This is a genomic window from Shewanella frigidimarina NCIMB 400 (genome assembly GCF_000014705.1).
In the GTDB taxonomy this organism is placed as follows: domain Bacteria; phylum Pseudomonadota; class Gammaproteobacteria; order Enterobacterales; family Shewanellaceae; genus Shewanella; species Shewanella frigidimarina.
The window spans coordinates 2,729,918-2,752,469 of the sequence record NC_008345.1 but is presented as its reverse complement, the minus strand read 5'-3'; the positions used below and the strand labels follow the sequence as shown (position 1 = coordinate 2,752,469).

Genomic DNA, 22,552 nt, shown 5'->3' with positions numbered 1-22,552 from the left:
CTTTTCTATTATAAAGCTATGACGTTCTTTTAATGGTTACAATTATCGCTGTTTACCTCGCTCAATTAACTGTTTTATTTCCAGCTAATATGAGTGGTTAACGTATGGCTTTGCCCTGGCGCTAAAGTCACACTGTCGTCCAGAACATTAGCGGCTTCTAAGCACACCATGGTTAGGTAATCATCGGCATTAAAGCGTGAAAGGCGCATCGACTTGTCTATCCAAGGGTTCCAAAGTACAGCGGATTGGCTGTTTTCGCGACTGACTACAATGGTACCATTTTGTGTATGTAGCTCCTGAGTATCACCTAATTGGGTGTAAACCCGGTCGGTTTCTCGTTCAAACTTGACGACATCATCGACTTGTTTAAACGGCCCTTCACCAAACTCAATGTATTGCGACCCAGTAAAGCCACTCACTTTCAATTGATGAATATCTTCAATAGGAAAGTAGCTATGCAATGCTTGGGTCAGTATTACGTTATCATTTCCATTATTAGTATTCACTAGGCTGACCGATAAGGTTTCGCCTAAGGTGAATAACACCTTTACTTGGGTATTATGAGGCCAATATTGTTTATCCATTTCACTGGCGGGCAAGGTGAAAACTAAGTCTACTAATTGGTTACGCATTTTGACAGATTCAAGCGACCAGGTTTTGTTTCGTGCAAAGCCATGCTGCGGAAACCCTGGAGTGTCGCTCATGCCAAACCAAGGCCAGCAAATGGGGATTCCACCTCTGATACCATTACCAGGTTGATAATCATCTGCACTTGATACCCACAATAGTGGTGCTTTGCCGACAGGTATAAATTGATCTATTTGTGCACCTTGCATAAAAATACGTGCTTGGCAAAGTGCTGTGTCAACAGCAACATAATCAAGACCATTGGGATGTCTTTTAGTGGTAACCGAACCCATAGTGTGTGTGTCCTTGTGTATTTTGACCCTAGTAGATAGCTTACAAGGTTTTTGGCAAGTAAGTCACTAATCGTTTGGATGATTTATGGGTGTTAGCGATCAACTTTAGTTAATAAGTAAACATCAAACCGCTATTGATTCAGCATTAAGTGTTGCATCACTTGTCATCGATAGGCTATTACGGGGTTAATTCGCTTTGTGAGCAAAATAACGAGTTTTGATATTGCTGATTTGAAATAACCACCCAGTATCAATTCAGCTCACCTCTAATGTAAAGTTGAGGTTATTTAGTGAAATGTAACAGACGGTTATTGGCTGGCATGGTGATGTCTTCTTGAAGTGTTAGTCCCTGTTGTTGTGCTAACTGGCAGATCCATTCAATATCGCGGATACCGCTATCAGGATTGTTGTGTTGCAGCCACAAATTGAATTGTTGATTACTGTCACTGGTAAATTGGCCTTGATAATTAAAGGGACCATAAACGACTAATGAACCTGAATTAACCAATACACTACCAACACCAGTAAAGAATGCTTCCACCATTGGCTTACTCATAATGTGCAAGGTGTTAGCACTGAATATTGCATCTACATCTGATAAAAGTAGGGGCCATGGTTGGGTGACATCAAGGCTAATAGCCTGTTGTAAGTTTGGTGATGTTTGCAAATCGAGTCGAGCTTGTAGGGTAGGCAAATAATGTTGCTGATCGCTTGGTTGCCAGCGAGCATGGGCAAGGTTTTCAGCGAAATAGACGCTGTGTTGGCCTGTACCACTGCCTATTTCGAGTACATGTTGCCTATTGACAAACCACTTTGCCAATAGGGTAAAGATAGGCTGTTTATTATTTTCACACGCTTGTGAAAAAGGCAGCTGTTGTAGCGATAATGATTGAGGCATTACGAGATATCAATTCTATCCATTTCTAATTGTTGCAATGCTATCACCGCTTGAGTGCGATTGCGAACACCCAGTTTACGAAATATCGCTGTGGCATGTGCTTTGATAGTTGCTTCTGATACCCCAAAATCATAAGCAATTTGTTTGTTGAGTAACCCTTCTGCAAACATCTGTAACACGCGATATTGTTGCGGGGTTAAATCTGATAATCGGTTGGCCATTTTGTCGGTCGGGTCGTCAGAAACCGGCACGATTTGTGTGCCTTTTGGTAACCAAATATCACCGTATAACACCGCATTTAATGCTTCGGCCAACACTTCCATTGACGCAGATTTAGGGATGAATCCGCTACTGCCATAATGTATTGCTCGGCTAATTGTATTGATGTCTTCATGGGCAGATATCACCACAACGGGGATATCTGGATAATGAGTTCTGAGGTGGATCAGGGTTGAGTAACCGTGTGATCCTGGCATTTGTAGGTCTAGCAGGATTAAGTCAAATGGGGTCTCTTTTTGATCAAGAACCCCTTGCAATGCTTCGGCACTATCGGCCTCAAACCATTGCGTTTTTTCAAATGCATTACTCAACGCTAGCCTTAAGGCGTTACGGAATAATGGGTGATCATCTGCGATGATGATGTTTAAATTTTCGAGCTTCATGGCGTTTTTTATTCTATGTTGCACGTGAAGATAACTCAATGTAACAGAAAAGTAATCGAGTATTCTATTGCTTTATGTCACATTGTGATTGATTTGAATAAAAACCGTAAAATTTTAGACTTTAGTCGAGTAGATAAAGTGCTAATGCAGCCATCTATCTGACTACATTAGCAATGGCGTATATTAATTGTGTGGCCACACTTGGGTTGGGTTTCTGTTTTCATCTACCGCAACAAAAGTAAATACTCCGCGTATCGCATGTTCTCGATGATCGTGGTACATATCTTCTACATAAATGTTCACTTCAACTTTGAGTGATGTATTACCAACATGAATCACATTAGCAATTAGCTCTGCTAAGCTGCCTGCGGGTATCGCTTTTTTAAAATCGATACGGTCAGAACTGACGGTCACTAATGACTTACGACAAAAACGGGTGGCGGCGATAAATGCTGTTTCATCCATCCATGCTAAAGCATCACCACCAAATAAGGTGTTATGGTGATTGGTATTAGACGGGAAAATAGCCTTTATAACGCGCGCTTCTGATTGAGCAATACGTGCAGCAATGTCATCAGGGAAATGGTTTTGAGTTTGAGCAGGGTTTTGAGCAAGGGACATACAACTACCTAATGTTATGCAGAACAACAAAGAATTAAGCGAAAAAAGCCGCGCATTATACTGTATTGCGTTGATCTCTGTCGATGTTGTAGTGCCTGTTTAGTCACCCAAGGGCCAGCATTCGCGGGGCCCTTGGGGGAAATATTCTCATAAATTGGATGGGTTATACTATTCGATTAACGATATATGGCTAAATGAGGCATTTTGGCTGAGAACATCAATTGAAGTGATATAGGTTAATATCACTTCAATCGCTTGCTGTTGTTGATTAATGCCCGCAATAGCTTCGTGTTTTTGTTGATTGCGATTCACATACAATATTCGATCAAATTGACCTTGTATATGGGTTCCATCTGTTAATGTCAGTTTGACCCTATAGCGATACAAACAGATGATCTCGATGTAATCGTAAATCTCACATTTAATTGGATCCATGTCAGTATCCCATTTGTCTGCTCTATATCTTGCTAAAAACCATCACTCATTAACAATCATTTACTCACTTTCAATGACCCGTTAATAGCGTAACAACACAGTAGAAACCATTTGCTTGTTGGCATTGAGGGTCACTATGTATAAGCGATCAAACTCACTTGCATCTGCAATGGGTATTTGTTTTTCTGCCCCGAGACCTTCTACTAAATCTGTCGAAGTATTACTGTGTCCGACCACTAAAATACTACCCTGTTGAGTTAATAGATATTGGGTAAATGCAGCCATATCACGTGGATCATAAACACTTAAATCCAGTTGCTGATCTTGCGTTACGGCGGTGGCCGTTTCACGGGTGCGATTATAATCCGTTGTGTACACTTTATCTAAATGCGTACTAGATAGTATTTTAGCTAAACGTAGAGCTCGTAATTGTCCTTGTGCGGATAAGCTAGGGTCTTTGCCTGCAAGTTTTTCGGCATGTCTGACAATAAAAATAACTTGATTGCTCTTGGTATTGTTATTGCTATCTACGGCGGTATTGTTAAGCGCAATCGGAGCAACGATTGGCGTCTGTGCCATTAGTGATGCGCTGATTAAACTGATACAGCCGAAAATGACTCTAATGATTAATTGTTTCATGGTGTTAATCCGCTAAATAATATTCGATGGTAGATACGACCCGTACCTGTTTAATATATGGCGTGTTTTTATCTCTATTGTTAATGCTGAATTGTCCTTGAGTTGCTTTTTTTATTTTACCTAATCGGCTTTGTGAATCGGTAGCAAATTTTTCAGCAACTGAACGTGCATTGGTGGTCGACTCTTCGATCATTTTCGGTTTAACGTCATTTAATCGGCTGAAAATATATTCGACTTGGGCATCATAGTTATTTTGCGAGAAAACAATTCCCATTTTACCTAGCTCAGTTAATTTAGGCATAGCACCGCGAACTTTATCTATGTCATTAGAATATACCGTAATGGTTTGCGACGCCGTATAGCGCAATTCTACTGGTTGATTTCCACCATACTGTTGCGCCAATTTATCAGTAATAGTGGGGGCGGCGAGAGTGATCTCTTTAGGATCGATATTTTGTTCGGCTAAAAAGTTAACCACTTGGTTATTTTGTGCTTCGAGCTGTTTGTATAGTTCATCGAGATTATTATTGGCAGCTGTAAATTGGATAGGCCAAATGACGATGTCGGCAGAATATTCATTTTCTGCCAGACCTTTTACCGTGACGCTGCGGTCGAGTAACTTGTACTCAACAATGGCTTGTTTGAGTAATACGCCTAAAGCGCCTAAGCCCAGTGCAATTAATATTCCGAAAATAGCAGCACTACGAGACGAACTTTGCATAACAACATCCTTATTATAGGTGGGGAGTGGTGATGTAACGTTGGCTTTATGGCTAACGTTATTTTTGTTATAGGGTGTTAATTGCCGTATCACACAGTCATGAAACGTCAATATTTTCGCTAACATTATGGATTATCGGCAATGATAAGCTTCCAAATTAATGACAATCATAATCGAATATGAGTTGAATATTGGTTTTATGGATTATTTTTAATCCTAGTTTTGCTTAATGCTTGTCTAGCAACAATACTTAAGTTGGCATATTACTGACTCGTGTTGTTGTTATTTAAATCGCTCTGCCATTTATACAGCTCGGTCATCTAAATAAGTCTGTTTACGCATTTAATAGAATTTAATGCTGTTAGATTAACATCGTTTTAAAAGGAATTAATATGTCATCTCGCTTAACAGCACAGCTTATTCAAAATGGTTTTGATGATGGCTTACCAGTATGGCGTCGGATCATTTTCACGCGACTGTTTAGTGTGTTGGCTTTGTTATGTATCCCGATTTATATCACCAGCGTATATTTGTGTATTGTTCAAAATCTTTGGGGCATGGCAATATTTGATACCGTGGCTTACGGGGTATTATTATTCATTTTGTTTTATCCACGAATTAGCGATACACAAAAATTTACCATAGGTTGTTATCTTGCGTTTGGTATCGGAATCGGCTTTATAGTCGCTATTGGCCCTTCTGGCGCAGGTTTTTTCTGGTTATTTGTTTTCCCTCCTCTGAGCAGTATTCTTCTTGGTGACAAAATGGCGGTATGGGCCCAGGTGACGAATGGTATATCGTTATTAGTCATCGGTATCGCTTACCATTACCAACTGGTTCATTGGCCCGACATCAGCGGCTTTTCGACCTTGATTTGGTATGTAGTGGCGATTAACTTTCTAGTCACTAATGCAATAGTGACTCAGTCGACTTCTTATTTATTGGGTAAGTTAACACACTCTTTAGAGTCTACTTTAGCCTCTCGTACAGCAACAGTTATGGGGTTAGCTAAACTGGCAGAGTATCGTGATAATGAAACCGGTGCGCATCTTATTCGAATGCAGCAGTATGCCAATATGTTAGCAAAACAAAGATTAACCGATGAACATGTTCCAGAAGAGTTAACTGACGCTTTTATTCAAGAAATTAGCCTATCAGCCATTTTGCATGATATTGGTAAAGTGGGTATCGCCGATCATATTTTGTTAAAACCAGGGCGCTTATCGGTAGAAGAATTTGAACAAATTAAGGCTCATCCAGTGATTGGGGAAAAAGTGCTTAACAGTTTATTAGCGTATGCCCCTCAGTGTACATTTATACGAATGGGACGCGACATTGCTGGCGCTCACCATGAAAAGTGGGATGGCAGTGGTTATCCTAATGCGTTGGCAGGAGAATCTATCCCTTTGTCAGCCAGAATTGTAGCCTTAGTCGATGTGTACGATGCATTAACATCACCACGATGTTACAAAAGGCCTTTTAGTCATGAAGAAGCGATGGCGTTAATTCTTGAAGGAAAAGGCAAACACTTTGACCCCAAATTGGTCGATAGCTTTATGGTTATTAGTGAACAATTTGCAGTGCTGTCAAAAGCATCTTTACTCGAAGAGGATTAACCCTTTGATGAAAGGGTATATACAATAATGCCAGTCCTGGGGACTGGCATTATGAAACAATATTATACAGTGTCGATATCAGCCGCTATATAAACAGGATTGAGTTAGCTTTGGTGTGCTAGCCATTAACCCGTACTAGGGCTATTACTGTGCTAGCAATGCTTTGCGTTCTTTCGAAGCTTGAGCTAAATCACGTAACAGCTTCTCAGAATCAGCCCAATGCAAACATGCATCAGTAATACTTTGGCCATACACTAATGGTTCGTCTTTAACCACTTTCTGATTACCTTCAATCATAAAGCTCTCTGCCATAATACCGGCAATTGCTGTACTACCACTGCGCAGCTGCGCCATAATACTATTGGCTACATTAAGCTGGTTTCTATGTTGTTTCTCACTGTTACCATGGCTGAAATCAACCACCATACGCTGAGTTACACCCACATTTTCAAGTTGTGCGCGTGCGACTTCAATATCTTCAGCTGAATAATTTGGCGTTTTACCACCACGCAAAATAATGTGTCCAAATGGGTTGCCGTGGGTACGGTAAACCGCCATTGCGCCATCTTTATCTGGAGAGTAAAAAATATGCGGAGCTTGAGCTGCACGTACTGCATCAACAGCAATATTAATGTTACCGTCAGTACCATTTTTAAAGCCAACAGGGCAAGACAATGCAGAAGCCATTTCGCGGTGAATTTGGCTTTCAGTGGTTCGTGCGCCAATAGCACCCCAGGTAATAAGGTCTGCGATGTACTGGCCGTTCACCATGTCTAAAAACTCAGTGGCGATAGGTAACTTGAGTTCAGTGATTTGTTGTAATAACTGACGCGCCATACGCAAGCCTTTATTCGGGCTAAAGCTGCCGTCCAAATCTGGATCTGAAATTAAGCCTTTCCAACCGACAATGGTACGAGGCTTTTCAAAGTACACCCGCATTAATATGCACAAGTCATCTTTTAGTTCGTGATGTAAGGCTGACAAACGTTCTGCATATTCGAGTGCTGCTTTAGTGTCATGAATTGAGCAAGGGCCAATAATGACCAGCAAACGTTGATCTTCACCGGCAATAATTGCTTCTACTTCACGACGTTGTGCAACCAAGTAGTCTGCAGCATTTTGCGTTAATGGATATTCTGAAGCCAACTGAGCAGGAGAAATAACTTTGCTTAATAAGGTTGTTCTGAGTTCATCTGTTTTAATTGTCATGCATATTACCGAGAAATCGTGAGATGCATCTGCATCATATTGAACGGGATTATATACCCAAAGAAGTTCAAGATGCGAGGCTTAGCCTCGGATTCTAACGGTTAAAAAATAGATTGCCGTAAAAGGCAAAGACGAATCAACCTGAGTTAAGTTCGTCTTTTGCTGGTTTTTCATTCTCTTTCATGCAGATAATGATTGTTTATGAATTAGAACATATGACGCTCTAGACCGGTGATATCAAGAATTTTAGTGGCAATTTCTTCAACCGAATGGTTAGTGGTATTTACAAAGGGTATACGTTCTTTTTTGTACAGCATTTCGACTTCTTTTACCTCAAGTCGGCACTGTCTTAATGAAGAGTAGCGGCTATTTTCCATGCGGCTTTGACGTATCTCATGCAAACGATGTGGATCGATGGTTAAGCCAAAGAGCTTTGATTTATTGCGTTTCAATGCTTCAGGTAACTTGAGGTTATCCATGTCTTCTTCAGTAAACGGGTAGTTTGCGGCCTTTATACCAAACTGCATTGACAGATATAAACTTGATGGTGTTTTACCGCAACGAGACACGCCTAATAAAATAATGTCGGCTTTATCCATGTGTTTCATGGTTTGGCCGTCATCATTCTCCATGGTGTAGTTAATCGCATCGATACGGGTTTCATAACCATGGTTACTTTTACCATGGGTTCGGTGCAATAAAGGCTTAGCTTGTACACCTAAGTGTTGTTCTAGTGGCGCAACAAAGGTGTTCAAAAAGTCATAATCAACACATTCACTCGAAAAAATCACATTGCGGATCTCAGGATTAATGATCGAGTGGAACACAAGTGGTCTTTCACCTGTTGTAATAAAACAATCATTTATTTGTTGCTTAACTTTTTGAGCTTTTTGAATGGTTTCGACAAACGGAATCGTAAGTGCTTCAAATTCTATAGGAAATTGCGAAAGTACCGCATGTCCAAAAACCTCCGCTGTGATCGCGGTCCCATCTGAAATATAGAATACTTTTGGTGTCATTCTGACCTCTTGTAGTAATAAAATTACAAATAAAATTATAGATTTACGCTTGTTGTATGGGAGTGTAAGATGCTCTTGCCCTCGTGTGAAGTGGCCACTGAAATAAAAACTTGCGGAGATAAAACTGTGCAGCAATACGTACTCTGGTATCAAGAATTAGGCATGGGCGATGTAAACAAGGTTGGCGGTAAAAACGCATCCCTTGGAGAGATGATCAGCAATCTGGCTAATGCAGGGGTTCAAGTTCCTGGCGGTTTTGCAACGACCTCGCATGCGTTCAATGAGTTCCTTGAACAAAGTGGAGTTAACCAGAAGATTTTTGACATTCTGGCGACATTGGATGTTGATGATGTCAATGAACTGGCAAAAGTAGGTGCGCAGATCAGACAGTGGGTTATTGAAACCCCATTCCAGCCGGCATTAGAAGACGCTATTCGTGAAGCTTACGAGCAGTTGTCGAGTGAAACTCAAGAAGCGTCATTTGCAGTGCGTTCATCAGCTACCGCTGAAGACATGCCAGATGCATCTTTTGCAGGCCAACAAGAAACATTCCTAAACGTTAAAGGTTTTGATGCGGTCATGCTAGCAATTAAGCATGTATACGCCTCACTATTTAACGACCGTGCAATTTCTTATCGTGTTCATCAAGGTTACGAACATCAAGGTGTGGCTTTATCTGCTGGCGTACAACGTATGGTACGTTCAGACAAAGCAGCTTCTGGTGTGATGTTTACCATGGACACTGAGTCAGGAAACAATGACGTTGTCTTTATCACTTCATCTTTTGGTTTAGGTGAAATGGTTGTACAAGGCGCGGTTAACCCTGACGAATTCTATGTGCACAAACCGATTTTAGCGCAAGGGCATAAAGCTGTTGTGCGCCGAAATATCGGCAGTAAGTTGATTCAGATGGTTTACTCTGATGATGCTGGCCATGGCAAGCAAGTTAAAATTGAAGATGTTTCTGCTGAACAGCGTCGTATTTTCTCTATTAACGATGACGAAGTCATGGAACTTGCTAAGCAAGCAATGGTGATTGAAAAGCATTATGGCCGTGCGATGGACATCGAATGGGCAAAAGACGGTAACGACGGTAAGTTGTATATTGTTCAAGCTCGTCCAGAAACAGTTCGTAGTCGTGAAGATGTCCAGTTAATTGAACGTTATCACTTAAAAACGAAGGGTGACGTGATCTGTGAAGGTCGTGCAATTGGTCATAAAATTGGTACTGGTATCGCGAAGGTATTAACATCGATTGATCAGATGGACCAAATTGAACCAGGTGACGTATTAGTGACCGACATGACAGACCCAGATTGGGAACCGATCATGAAACGTGCTAGTGCCATTGTCACCAACCGTGGTGGTCGTACTTGCCATGCTGCAATCATTGCACGTGAATTAGGTGTACCTGCTGTTGTAGGTTGTGGTGATGTGACTGACCGAATCAAAACGGGCGACATTGTCACTGTATCTTGTGCAGAAGGCGATACCGGATTAATTTATTCAGGTAAGCAAGATTTTGAAATCATCACTAACCGTGTTGATACATTACCTCCTTTGCCAATGAAAATTATGATGAACGTCGGTAACCCAGATCGTGCATTTGATTTTGCACGTTTGCCTAACGAAGGTGTGGGTTTAGCGCGTTTAGAGTTCATCATTAACCGCATGATTGGTATTCACCCTAAAGCTTTGCTTGATTTCAACGGTCAAACTGCTGAACTGCAAAATGAAATCAACGAAATGATTGCGGGTTATGATTCACCTGTTGAGTTTTATGTTGCGCGTTTAGTTGAAGGTATTGCCACTATTGCATCGGCTTTCTATCCGAAGAAAGTTATCGTACGTATGTCTGACTTTAAGTCGAACGAGTACGCAAACTTAGTCGGCGGTGACCGTTACGAGCCAGATGAAGAAAACCCAATGTTGGGCTTCCGTGGTGCTAGCCGTTATATTTCTGAAGCATTCCGTGATTGTTTCGCGCTTGAATGTGAAGCGATTAAACGTGTTCGTAATCAAATGGGCTTAACCAACGTTGAAGTGATGATTCCATTTGTTCGTACTGTAAACGAAGCATCTCAAGTGATTGAGTTACTGAAAGAGCAAGGTTTAGAGCGCGGTAAAGATGGCTTACGCGTTATCATGATGTGTGAACTACCTTCAAATGCCTTGCTAGCTGACCAGTTCCTTGAGCATTTTGATGGTTTCTCTATCGGCTCAAATGACTTAACTCAGTTAACATTAGGGCTTGATCGAGACTCAGGAATCATCAGTCACTTGTTTGATGAGCGTAATGATGCAGTAAAAGCATTGCTTTCAATGGCTATTAAAGCGGCTAAAGCAAAAGGTGCTTATGTGGGGATTTGTGGCCAAGGCCCATCAGACCATTCCGACTTTGCTGCATGGTTAGTTGAGCAAGGTATTGATTCTGTATCACTTAATCCTGATACCGTAATTGACACTTGGTTATATTTAGCTGAAGCACATGGCTAAATAAGAGTAAAATTTGCAGGTAGATTTATTTTCCAACCTGCATTTTTATCAAGTTGTAATAAAAGCCGCTTTTTAGCGGCTTTTTTTTGTTTATAATGGCTGCAATATGCCAATAAATAATAAGTCCTCTATGTTACCTTTGCTATCACATAAACAAACATTAGAACCTATCTATCTTGAGTATCTTGACGCGCTTGAACAAAGCGAGTTTGAAGGTGAAATAGACAAGCGTTACAGTGCGCGGCTTATTCAGGCAACCGACAATTCGGTGTATCAATTTTTGCCTCAAGCGGTGATATACCCTCTACATCAACAAGATGTTGAGTTGGTATTATCGTTAGCAGCACAACCACAATATAAACAAGTGACCTTTAGTGCGCGTGGCGGCGGAACAGGGACTAATGGCCAATCGCTTACCCACGGATTAATTTTAGATGTGTCACGCCACTTAAACCAAGTGCTAGAAATTAATGCCGAGGAAGGTTGGGCGAGGGTGCAAGCCGGTGTAGTGAAAGATGCGTTAAATGATGCCTTACGTCCACATGGATTCTTTTTCAGTCCAGACTTATCAACCTCAAACCGTGCAACCGTTGGTGGTATGGTCAATACCGATGCATCTGGTGCCGGTTCATTAGTTTACGGTAAAACCTCCGATCACGTATTAGGCATAACCAGTGTACTGATTGATGGCAGCGTATTAACCACCACACCAATTGACCAAGACAAGTTGGCCGATCAACCTTTTGGTGACAACTCACTCGGCAATAGCATTGCTAGCCAAATAGCAGAAGTTTGCCGCGTAAAGCGTGACACCATCATTGAGCGTTTTCCAAAGTTGAATCGTTTTCTCACGGGCTATGATTTAAAGCATGTGTGGAATGATGATTTAAGCCAGTTTGATTTATCACGTATTTTAACGGGCTCAGAAGGTACGCTTGCGGTGATCACCGAAACCAAGCTTAACCTGACTCCATTGCCGAAAACCCGCATGATGGTCAACATCAAATATGATTCATTTGAATCCGCGTTACGTCATGCCCCGTCATTGGTACAGGCTAAAGCAACGGTAGTTGAAACCGTTGACTCAAAAGTACTTAACCTTGCTCGCGAAGACATTATTTGGCATTCGGTTGCCGATCAAATTAAAGCGGTACCTAATAAGATCATCGAAGGTCTTAATATGGTTGAGTTCGCTGGCGAAGATGACGATGTTAAACATAAAGTCGCTCTGCTTGAGGAGATGCTCAGTGAGCAGCTAAGCCAACAACAATTTGGTTTAGTGGGTTTTCAAGTTATTACCGACAGAACGGATATTGACAGTATCTATGCCATGCGCAAAAAGGCCGTGGGTTTATTGGGCGCAACAAAAGGCAGCCGTAAACCGTTAGCGTTTGCCGAAGATACCGCCGTACCACCAGAAAACCTAGCCGACTATATTATGGAGTTTCGTGCGCTGCTCGATAGCCATAATTTGCAATACGGTATGTTTGGTCATGTGGATGCTGGTGTGTTGCACGTGCGACCCGCATTAGATATGTGTGATGTTGCCGACGAGCAATTACTGAAAGTGATATCAGATCAAGTTGCCGCATTAACGCTTAAGTATGGCGGCTTAATGTGGGGAGAACACGGTAAAGGGGTTCGTGGTGAATACGGGCCTGCGGTATTTGGTGATGAGCTTTATGCCGTGCTTGAGCAAATTAAAGGGTTATTTGACCCAGATAACCGTCTTAATCCAGGCAAATTAGTGGCGCCACCTAAATCTGGTCCATTAATGTTTAATGTCGACAGCGCAAAACGCGGCAGTTTCGACAGACAAATCCCTGTTCAAGTGCGTGATGCTTTCCCTGATGTGATGAACTGTAACGGTAATGGGTTATGTTTTAATTACAGTAGTTATTCACCCATGTGTCCGTCATTTAAAGTCACTGGCGATAGAGTGCAATCACCTAAAGGCCGTGCTGGGTTAATGCGCGAATGGTTGCGATTACTTGAAGCCGAAGGTGTTGATGTTGACGCGTTAGCAAAATCTAAACCACTAGGGTGGATGCAGCGTACTCAAAATACCCTCAATAACCAGCGTGACTATGATTATTCGCACGAAGTCATGGAATCACTTAAAGGCTGTTTAGCCTGTAAAGCCTGTTCGGGTCAGTGCCCAGTTAAAGTCGATGTGCCTAAGTTTAGAGCCCAGTTCTTTAATATTTATTACAAACGCTATTTACGCCCAGCCAAAGACTATTTAGTTGCAGGTATCGAAGACTCACTACCACTGATGGCCGCAATGCCTAAATTAACCAATTTGGCCTCGCAAAATCCGCTGAGCCAGTGGGTTATTAAAAAAGCCATTGGTTATGTAGATGCGCCTAAATTATCTGTACCTACGCTAAAACAGCGTTTAGATGGTCATGCTAGCCGTGGTTATGACTTAGATGCGCTATGCGCGATCCCACAAGCGCAGCGCAGTCAACATGTATTAGTAGTACAAGATCCATTTAACAGCTTTTACGATGCAGGTTTGGTTTATCGTTTTATTCAATTAATCGAAAAGCTAGGCTTTAAACCGGTATTACTGCCCTTTAAACCAAACGGTAAACCGACTCATATTAAAGGCTTTTTAGACAAGTTTGCCAAAACAGCGCAAAACAGTGCTGATTTCTTAAACCGCGTACATGCCCTTGGCATGCCGATGGTGGGGTTAGACCCTGCATTAGTGTTATGTTATCGCGACGAATACAAAGAAGTCTTAGGTCAGCGTCGTGGACCGTTTGAGGTATTATTGGCCAATGAATGGTTAACCGATGTTGTGGCAAGCCGCAATGATGTGCCAGTCGTTGATAGTGATGCACCACAATTTACTTGGTTTAGTCATTGTACTGAATCGACCGCCAAACCTAATACGGCCAACGAATGGAAAGCAATATTCAGCCATTTTGGTGCTAAACTCAACAGCGTTAATTTAGGCTGTTGTGGTATGGCCGGTACTTATGGGCATGAACTTGAAAACCTCGAGCGTTCGGAACAGTTATTTGAAATGTCTTGGCAACCAAGCATTGAAAAAATTGCTGAAAATAGCCAAGTGTTGGTGTCGGGTTATTCATGTCGTAGCCAAGTAAAACGTTTTGCAGGTTTTAAGCCGCAACATCCTATTGAAGCGTTACTTAAATTACTCGAGTAGGTAAGTATAATGACAGATGAAACAGCGACATTAAGTACATTTACTCAACCTGATGGTGTGGCACTGTGCAGTGATGATGTTCTGTTTCATATTCAAGCCAATGGCGATTGGCTGTATCTAGACAGTCCGTTGCCAGCAAAATTTGCGGCTTTGTTCAGTAGTATTTTGCACTGTATCGACAATGAGTATTTGTTAATTACACCAGTCGAGAAAGTCAAAGTCACCGTTGAAGCCTATCCATTCCTGCTGGTGGACTATCAAGATACATCTTTGGATGGTGATTCAAACAATCAACTGATATTTACCAGCAGCATAGGTACGCAGCTCTCAGCCATTAATATCGCAGATATTATCGTCACAGACGATGGTATTTACGCACCATTAATCAGAGGCTTGGTAGGGCAATTAAACCGAGCCTGTTATTACCGCTACATAAACGAGTACTTATCTTTTGACTCGGTTAACCTTAGCTCAAAATAATAAACGTTTATCAAACAGCCGTTTATTGACGCATCAATGCGCCTAGTTAGCAAAACAAATGACAAGTTTGATATGAAATGTTCTAAATACATTGGTTTAAGTTCGTATTTCCCATCTCTTATCTCGAGTTAAGATTAAAATAGCTTCTATTAACGTATAGAGATGGTAATCTAATTCATGTTCAGGTGTGTTTGACTTCGTGTTGATGCTGTCACTGTTTAGTCAGTAAAGTCTTTAACCGAAAGTGAGCATACGGATGACGATGTAGGAGGTATCATTTGAAACGCTTTGAAAGTTTAAGTTACCTGATTTCCCATCTTAATATTGCCTTGCAGCAACAGCTTGATGTGCGTTTAAAGCGCTACGAGTTAGACAGTAAACTTTGGCCGGTGCTATTTACCTTGTGGCAAGAGGAAGGCTTAAGCCAAACTGAGTTGTCTAAGCGTTGTGATGTGGCCAACTACACCATGACGCGGCTGCTGGATAACTTACAAGTTCAAGGGTTTATTACCCGTCATCAAGAAGCTGACAACCGCCGCGCATTTCAAATCTTTTTAACTGATAATGGTAAAGCCTTAGAGCAAGACTTAATTCATGAGGCCGAGTGGGTTAACCAACACTTTTTAGCCGCATTAACAGTCAGTGAGCAAGATGAATTTATGCGTTTGTTGAATAAAGTAAATCAGTTTAGCCAATAAATAGAGTCGATAAGGTTAATTAATCAGTTGAGTTAATCATATCTCAGGGCTGTAGCCGCTATTTATTATTTATAGCCTACGACCATTAACGTCTTGGTTCTTGCTACATTTGATGTACAGATCAAAAGGGACGTTATCCCCCTCGGAGTCCCAGCCATTTCGGCAACATTCCCCCTCGTTACTTAAACAACAGATACGAAAGTTTCGAGATGGAATTAGCTAGCACTTTTACCCTCATTTTTAATATCCTCGGGTCATCTTATTTGTAAAGCGTTAAAATGCTAACGCTTGCGCTCATGCATGTTGTACTGAATGAATCTTATTGATTAAAAATAAATTTCTTAAAAGTCATTACTTATTAAACTCTATCTTTTCGGCCTAAAAATCATCATAAAAAGCTTATGTCGTCTAGGCTGCAGGTTTCTATATTGACTACCCTAGTACTGCTAGTTAAATGGGAGCATATTAAACAGTATGGCTTCAAATATTGCCCAAGGTATTAGGTTGCCAAATTACCCAGAAATAGTAGACATCTCACCACAAATTGATGAGGGTTTTACTATACTTATCAAGACAAAAGATTATAGGACTATTTATTATGGTTAACGTCAAAAGGATTGTTCTGGATGTGCTTAAACCTCATCAACCTAATGCACTTGATTTTGCACGAACCATTGCAGAAACAGGTGTCGATTATCGAGTTAAACTGATTGTTCTTGAGATAGATGAAAATACCGAAACGGTTCAAATACAGCTGTTTGGGAGCGAAATCGATTTTAATACCATTCAATCTGCCATTACCAATATGGGAGGGTCTCTTCACAGTATTGATGAGGTTGAAGTACATAATGAAACGGTTGCTGGTTAATATATTATGAGTCTGTTAACGCAGGCCAATTTTTTATTAGATATCACTCGTACTCGGGGTATTGTGCGTCGTTATTTTGTGGTCAACGGTTTTGATGGTGCACTTACCATGCTAGGGCTGATAATGGGTTTTATTGTCAGTGCACCCACGGATTTATCAATGGTTGTTGGTGTCTGTCTGGGGGCGGCGATTGCGCTAAGCATGAGTGGTATTAGCAGTGCTTACATCAGTGAATCTGCCGAGCGAAAGTATGCTTTGGGGGAGCTGGAGAAGGCAATGATTAGTGATCTCCATAATAGTGCGCATGGCGTCGCCTCGCGGTGGGTACCCTTGTTGATTGCATTGGTGAATGGCTTAGCCCCGCTGGTCATTTCACTGTTAATATTGTCACCACTATGGCTATCTATTGCTGGCATCAACCTTCCTATTCCACCTCTTTATGCTGCCATCTTAGTGGCACTGCTACTCACTTTTTTATTGGGGGTATTTCTTGGCCGGATATCAGGGGTCACATGGTTACGCAGTGGCATACAATCATTATTGGTTGCGGTGATAACCGCCTCGCTTATTTACTTCTTTGTCGGAAACTAGAATGTCCTCAACAAAGTGGCACAGTTTACAATCTGCAGATGTTCTACAGCGGCTTGATTCTTCGCTAACGGGCCTGACTACGGAACAAGCCAAAAAACGCCTGATTGAATATGGTCATAATACTATTATCCAAAAACCACGACGTTCCTTGCTGTTCATTTTACTCGGGCAGTTTTCTGATTTCATGATAGTTGTGTTGTTGGTAGCAGCGGTGATTTCGGGTTTTCTTGGTGAGCCACAAGATACCATTGCTATTATGGTGATCGTATTGCTTAATGCAATTATCGGCACAGTACAGGAATTTAGGGCAGAGCGCGCTGTGGCGGCACTGCGAAAAATGGCAGCGCCAGATGCTTATGTATTTCGCGATGCACTTGAAGTGACGATTGACGCAACAGCATTAGTGCCGGGTGATGTTGTTATGCTTGAAGCCGGAAATATTGTGCCTGCTGATGTGCGCTTACTGGAAGGGGAAGAACTGCTGGTCGATGAATCAACCCTGACTGGTGAATCACATGCAATAGAAAAGCAAACAGAACCGCTAGCTGATAAAGAATTAGCCATTGGTGATCGTTTGAATCTAGTCTTTAAGAACAGCATGATTATTCGTGGACGTGGTAAAGGTGTGGTAGTTGCCAGCGGCATGGAAACCGAGATAGGCCAAATAGCTGGACTGCTACAAGATGAAACGAGTGTAAAAACCCCCTTGCAAACACGATTGTCTCGTTTTGGCCGATACCTTGCCTTGACTGTACTGGCAATATGTATAGTGGTGTTTGTTGTCGGCTTGCTGCAAGGACAGTCAATATTATTGATGTTTTTAACCTCGGTGAGCTTGGGTGTAGCTGCGATACCGGAAGCACTCCCTGCGGTGGTGACCATTTCACTTGCTTTGGGTGCACGTAAGCTGATCCGACATAATGTGCTCGTGCGTAACTTACCCTCTGTCGAAACCCTAGGTTCAGTTACCTATATATGTACAGACAAGACCGGTACCCTGACACAAAATCTCATGACAGCGGAGTTATTTTTTGTCGCTGGAGAACTGCGACAATCAATGCCTGAGTCAGAAGCCAGTATTCCATGGACAGAGCTTGGCCAAGCCATGGCACTAAACAATGACATCATGGATAAAGACGGCAAACCTGCAGGTGAGCCGACCGAGCTAGCACTTTTCGAAGCCGCTCACATGGTCGGTTTTGATAAGTCCATCTTAGAGCAGGCAAAGCCTCGTATAGCCGTTATTGCGTTTGATAGCGAACGTAAACAGATGACAACCTTGCATCAAACATCCGATGTTATAACTGCGTACATCAAAGGCGCGCCAGAGCAGGTGCTACAACAATGTATTCAGGGATTAAGTAATGATGGGGTTGCAGTATTTGAAGCGACGGCCATACTGGCTGAAGCAGCACAGTTAGCGAATAAAGGTTACCGTGTACTGGCATTTGCAAAACGTGAATTTAGCTGTTTGCCAGATCCGTTGGACGCTGAAGTGGTGGAGCGAGAACTCACCTTTTTGGGGCTGGTGGCGTTGATCGATCCGCCGCGACCCGAAGTGCCTCAGGCCGTAAAAGATTGTCTCACAGCGGGAATTATTCCGGTAATGATCACTGGCGATCATCCGGGTACCGCGTTTGCGATAGCACAACGTTTGGGCATTATAGATAACGATAGGGCGATGCTAAGTGGTGATCAACTCGCTAAAATATCCGATGAAGAATTCTCCCGCCTAGTTGACTCAATATGGGTGTACGCAAGGGTGACACCGGAACAAAAATTACGTATCGTCAAAGCGTTGCAGGACAAAGGCGAATTTGTCGCTATGACTGGAGATGGCGTCAACGATGCGCCGGCATTGAAGCGTGCCAGTATTGGTGTCGCCATGGGCCAGAAGGGAACCGATGTGGCTCGCGAAGCTGCGGATATGGTGTTATTGGACGATGACTTTTCTTCAATCGTGCGAGCGATACGGTCGGGTCGACGCACTTTCGATAATATTCGCAAATTTATTAAATATACTTTGAGTTCCAATGCTGGTGAAATCTGGACCTTGTTCCTTGCACCGTTTCTCGGGTTGCCTATTCCTTTACTGCCGATTCATATCCTGTGGATTAACCTAGTGACCGATGGTCTGCCGGGTCTTGCATTAACCGCCGAGCCAGCCGAACCGAATATAATGAGTCGTGCGCCCAGCCCTCCAAAGGAAAGTATTTTTTCTCATGGTATGTGGCAACATATTCTCTGGGTAGGATTGTTTATTGGTGGAATATCCATTGCGACTATGGCGTGGGCTATTTCTCGTGACGTTGTTTACTGGCAGACAATGGTGTTTACGGTATTAACGGTATCGCAGTTGTTTCACTCACTGGCGGTTCGCAGTGAGAGTACTTCATTATTGCGTATTGGTTTGTTCAGTAATTTACCGATGTTAGGGGCTTTTCTGTTAACGTTGCTATTTCAGATGGTCGTGATTTATACACCTGCGTTAAACACCATTTTCCATACACAGCCTCTGCCAATGGTCGATCTTATTGTCTGTCTGTTGTTGTCTTCACTTATTTTGTTTGCCGTCGAGATTGAAAAATGGTTAATGCGTCGTGGTGTTATTTACGCATAGTGTTATATATGGATAGTGCGTTACCGCGATGGCCTGCGGCCACTAACGTCGTGGCGCTTTGCCACACCAGAACAAGAGGAACTCAACGGATGTTTCCTCTTAACTCTTCTAAAAAAATTGGCCCAGCCGCCCTGCAACATTTTTCTATTTTCTTCAACGGCCTCAATTTAAATATTGAATTTGTCCAAAATATGTCAACTAATTAGATTTGAGCTTTTCCCTGTGATCGCTACATTTACAACGTCCTGTAGCTCACATGCTGCACGCAATAAGTTCAAATGAAGCTACGTTATAAATCAAACTAAACCAATACCAAGTAAGCTGGGTTAATCAATACCTCAAACACACTTTTTTCCATCTCTCTGCTAGCTGGCATGGCTAGCCAAGATCTGCCTCAAAGCAATTTAGAGCGACTATTCATTCACAATATACTTATATCAGTTAGCCATAAATTTACTCATGCTAGCAATGGGATTGGTTTCAATATCAATTAATTTACAAGAATGAATCTAAAAAATGGCTAACCTTACTTAGCTTATAAAGTAAGGTTAGTACCAAAGGTAAAGCGGATATAAGTGGCTAGTTCATTTTGAGAGAGTCGCTAGCAAATGGCATCTTTTTCTACGTTTCAGCACCATAAAACCTTCCCATAGAGTGTTATGTTTATTTGTACTGTTATAAATTGATTTGTGCTAAAACTTCGCCTAAGTTTATCGTTATGAAAACACAGAAATGTTAGTAATGGCATGTTTAACCCTAGCCTTCTGCCCTCACAATATCTATCTTCAACGCGTGTAAGAGTCACTATCTGATCTGAAAAATAACTATGCTAAATGGAGTCAAGTGAAAAATTTGTTCCAGTGCAGCTACAAGTAGTACAACAACACGTAGGCTGATAGCAACCCAGCGATCCAAAGCACAGTAGTGCCCACGGGCCAAGAGCGCGCGAACACGCCGCGCTCTTGGCTATCTGCTGTATGCGGTTGGCCTAGATAACGCACTGCCATACGTTGTAAGAATTTCTGCAAGCGGTTTCGTTGTTGCGTAACCATTTCACCTAGTGAGCTAAGTGCTCGTTCGATCAACTTAACCAATGAAAAGGCCGCACGTCGCCAAAGCCAATCTGTATCGAGGCTAATCGTCATGGTACGTTTCATTAGTGGCAATAATACGAAGAAAGCCAATCCTGAAAATAGCAGCAACTGCAGGTAGAACAGCACTTTACCAATAGAGTACGGTTGGTAGTCAACAGGGTAGGGTAATAGGGCATAAAGCGTTTCTGGGAACACACCCAGTAAAATGCACATGCTAGCAAAAATGATCATCGCCAACCCCATATTCCATGGCGCATCTTTTGGCCTTAAACCTGAGTCTTTTTGGAAAAACACAAACCATGGGAATTTGATGCCAGCATGAAGAAATACACCGGCCGATGCGGCGGTTAACGCCATGTAAACCCAAACTAAATCCCCATCGACAGCTGCCTGGGAAATCATGCTCTTTGTGGTAAAACCTGACGTCAGTGGAAAACCTGAAATTGCTAGCGCGCCAATAATACCGCAGACGCAGGTAAGTGGCATGGTGCGAAATAGACCACCCAGCTCCATACATTTATTTTTCCCAGTGCGGTATATAACAACCCCAGCACTCATAAACAGTAGCGCTTTATATATAATATGTGCAAAAGCATGAGCCGTAGCCCCATTAAGTGCCATTTCGGTACCAATACCTACGGCAACAACCATAAAACCGACTTGGTTAACCACGGAGTAGGAAAGGATACGTCGCACATCATTTTCCAATAATGCGAAAATAATACCGTACATAACCATAAACAGACCTATGCCAATCAGCACAGGTTCGCCTGGGAATAATAATATCAGTGCCAATACAGCTGTTTTAGTTGTAAATGCCGACAGAAATACTGAACCAGTGGGTGTGGTTTCTGGGTATGCATCGGCTAGCCAAGCTGACACTGGTGGTGCCGCGGCGTTTATCAATATGCCAATAAGTATCATCCATGTACTGAAATCTGTTGCCAGCATAGGTTGGATTTGGATAGAACCAGTCCCAAGTACAACACCTACAATTCCAACTTTAAGTATTACGCCACCGAGAAAATGCATTATGGCATACCGTATTCCAGCTGCGCGTGAATCGGGCGTACCACCACACCAAACCACAATAGTAGAGAATATCGCCATTAGTTCCCAGTAGACGAACATGGTAATAAGATCGCCGGCAAAACAGACTCCTATAGCACCTGCAGCGTATGTAAAGGCTGCGGCAAGTTCATACCAACGTGCTATACGAAAAGAAAAGAGACCTCCAACAAAGACCATTATTGTAAAAATAGTCGCAAACAATCGCCTTAGCGGACTACCTTCGACAGGTTCAATGTTGTACGAAAGAAATTTTACCGTACTCTGGACTCCGTCAGGGATCTGCCATATGGCCAACAGGGTAATAATTGGGGCGATTAATATAACTGCTGTTCGTGCGTGCCCTTTAACAAAACATATCAGTACAGCAGCAATTAGCAGGATAAATGCTGGAGAGAAAAATTCAAACCCCATTGCTATTCTCCTTTACCTTGTCATGACTAGGTTCTGAGGTTTTTATTTGCTCTGGTTCATCATAATAATCCTGTGGACGTTTTAGAAACAGACCTAATAATTTCGCTATTAATACCATCACCAGGCAACTGACAAATCCGTAAACGGCACCGAACCCAAACCAGGCATCAAAGCCGAAATAACCCTTAACGTATATTACTGTCTGCGCAAGAACCACCAAGGTCAGTACAACACTGAAACCAATCCAGAGCTTACGAATAGTTGACGGCCGTACTAACCAGTGTAATTGTTTTTCGTCATTCATT

General features: G+C 42.2%; 19 protein-coding genes. 8 read left to right on the top strand and 11 right to left on the bottom strand.

Features of this window, described 5'->3' with window-relative positions; translation table 11 throughout:
• Positions 1 to 74: 74 nt before the first annotated feature.
• From SFRI_RS11880 to SFRI_RS11850, 7 genes are all read right to left on the bottom strand, one after another.
• A complete protein-coding gene (locus tag SFRI_RS11880; protein ID WP_011637762.1) occupies positions 75 to 920 on the bottom strand; it encodes a D-hexose-6-phosphate mutarotase in 846 nt (281 codons plus the stop codon).
• Positions 921 to 1,203: 283 nt separating this feature from the next.
• Entirely contained in the window at positions 1,204 to 1,818 is a 615-nt protein-coding gene (locus tag SFRI_RS11875; protein ID WP_011637761.1) for a DUF938 domain-containing protein, read from the bottom strand.
• The gene (locus SFRI_RS11870; RefSeq protein WP_011637760.1) at positions 1,818 to 2,480 is read right to left on the bottom strand and encodes a response regulator transcription factor; all 663 of its coding nucleotides are present in this window, start codon (positions 2,478 to 2,480) and stop codon (positions 1,818 to 1,820) included. Before SFRI_RS11870 ends, SFRI_RS11875 begins: the two co-directional genes overlap by 1 nt.
• A gap of 183 nt (positions 2,481 to 2,663) precedes the next feature.
• On the bottom strand, positions 2,664 to 3,101 hold the full coding sequence (locus SFRI_RS11865; protein WP_011637759.1) for an acyl-CoA thioesterase: 438 nt from the start codon (positions 3,099 to 3,101) through the stop codon (positions 2,664 to 2,666).
• A gap of 168 nt (positions 3,102 to 3,269) precedes the next feature.
• Positions 3,270 to 3,536, bottom strand: a complete 267-nt coding sequence (locus tag SFRI_RS11860) for a Rho-binding antiterminator (RefSeq protein ID WP_011637758.1) — start codon at positions 3,534 to 3,536, stop codon at positions 3,270 to 3,272.
• Positions 3,537 to 3,617: 81 nt separating this feature from the next.
• Complete coding sequence (locus SFRI_RS11855) at positions 3,618 to 4,175, bottom strand: SixA phosphatase family protein (protein ID WP_011637757.1); 558 nt, start codon at positions 4,173 to 4,175, stop codon at positions 3,618 to 3,620.
• 4 nt (positions 4,176 to 4,179) lie between these two features.
• Positions 4,180 to 4,896 (bottom strand): SIMPL domain-containing protein, encoded by a 717-nt coding sequence (locus tag SFRI_RS11850; RefSeq protein ID WP_011637756.1) that lies wholly within the window; start codon positions 4,894 to 4,896, stop codon positions 4,180 to 4,182.
• Positions 4,897 to 5,288: 392 nt separating this feature from the next.
• Between SFRI_RS11850 and SFRI_RS11845 the strand changes: the two genes are divergently transcribed.
• Positions 5,289 to 6,512 carry an HD-GYP domain-containing protein gene (locus SFRI_RS11845; RefSeq protein ID WP_011637755.1) on the top strand — a complete coding sequence of 408 codons (1,224 nt, stop codon included), beginning with the start codon at positions 5,289 to 5,291 and terminating at the stop codon, positions 6,510 to 6,512.
• A gap of 144 nt (positions 6,513 to 6,656) precedes the next feature.
• Here the strand turns inward: SFRI_RS11845 and SFRI_RS11840 are convergent, their stop codons facing one another.
• Complete coding sequence (locus SFRI_RS11840; protein WP_011637754.1) at positions 6,657 to 7,721, bottom strand: 3-deoxy-7-phosphoheptulonate synthase; 1,065 nt, start codon at positions 7,719 to 7,721, stop codon at positions 6,657 to 6,659.
• A 206-nt stretch (positions 7,722 to 7,927) separates the two neighbouring features.
• A complete protein-coding gene (gene ppsR / locus SFRI_RS11835; protein ID WP_011637753.1) occupies positions 7,928 to 8,740 on the bottom strand; it encodes a posphoenolpyruvate synthetase regulatory kinase/phosphorylase PpsR in 813 nt (270 codons plus the stop codon).
• A 126-nt stretch (positions 8,741 to 8,866) separates the two neighbouring features.
• Between ppsR and ppsA the strand changes: the two genes are divergently transcribed.
• From ppsA to SFRI_RS11800, 7 genes are all read left to right on the top strand, one after another.
• On the top strand, positions 8,867 to 11,236 hold the full coding sequence (gene ppsA / locus SFRI_RS11830) for a phosphoenolpyruvate synthase (RefSeq protein ID WP_041413599.1): 2,370 nt from the start codon (positions 8,867 to 8,869) through the stop codon (positions 11,234 to 11,236).
• Between the two features lie 130 nt (positions 11,237 to 11,366).
• Entirely contained in the window at positions 11,367 to 14,414 is a 3,048-nt protein-coding gene (gene ydiJ, locus SFRI_RS11825; protein WP_041413598.1) for a D-2-hydroxyglutarate dehydrogenase YdiJ, read from the top strand.
• Between the two features lie 9 nt (positions 14,415 to 14,423).
• The gene (locus tag SFRI_RS11820; protein ID WP_011637750.1) at positions 14,424 to 14,894 is read left to right on the top strand and encodes a DUF1285 domain-containing protein; all 471 of its coding nucleotides are present in this window, start codon (positions 14,424 to 14,426) and stop codon (positions 14,892 to 14,894) included.
• Between the two features lie 278 nt (positions 14,895 to 15,172).
• Positions 15,173 to 15,592, top strand: a complete 420-nt coding sequence (locus SFRI_RS11815) for a MarR family winged helix-turn-helix transcriptional regulator (protein WP_011637749.1) — start codon at positions 15,173 to 15,175, stop codon at positions 15,590 to 15,592.
• Between the two features lie 598 nt (positions 15,593 to 16,190).
• A complete protein-coding gene (locus SFRI_RS11810) occupies positions 16,191 to 16,460 on the top strand; it encodes a DUF211 domain-containing protein (protein ID WP_011637748.1) in 270 nt (89 codons plus the stop codon).
• A 6-nt stretch (positions 16,461 to 16,466) separates the two neighbouring features.
• Complete coding sequence (locus SFRI_RS11805) at positions 16,467 to 17,051, top strand: VIT1/CCC1 transporter family protein (RefSeq protein ID WP_011637747.1); 585 nt, start codon at positions 16,467 to 16,469, stop codon at positions 17,049 to 17,051.
• 1 nt (position 17,052) lies between these two features.
• Positions 17,053 to 19,671: a cation-translocating P-type ATPase gene (locus SFRI_RS11800; protein WP_011637746.1), complete on the top strand. Its 2,619-nt coding sequence runs from the start codon at positions 17,053 to 17,055 to the stop codon at positions 19,669 to 19,671.
• Between the two features lie 866 nt (positions 19,672 to 20,537).
• Here the strand turns inward: SFRI_RS11800 and SFRI_RS11795 are convergent.
• The gene (locus tag SFRI_RS11795) at positions 20,538 to 22,247 is read right to left on the bottom strand and encodes a Na(+)/H(+) antiporter subunit D (protein ID WP_011637745.1); all 1,710 of its coding nucleotides are present in this window, start codon (positions 22,245 to 22,247) and stop codon (positions 20,538 to 20,540) included.
• The gene (locus SFRI_RS11790; protein WP_011637744.1) at positions 22,237 to 22,551 is read right to left on the bottom strand and encodes a hypothetical protein; all 315 of its coding nucleotides are present in this window, start codon (positions 22,549 to 22,551) and stop codon (positions 22,237 to 22,239) included. Before SFRI_RS11790 ends, SFRI_RS11795 begins: the two co-directional genes overlap by 11 nt.
• Position 22,552 lies beyond the last annotated feature (1 nt).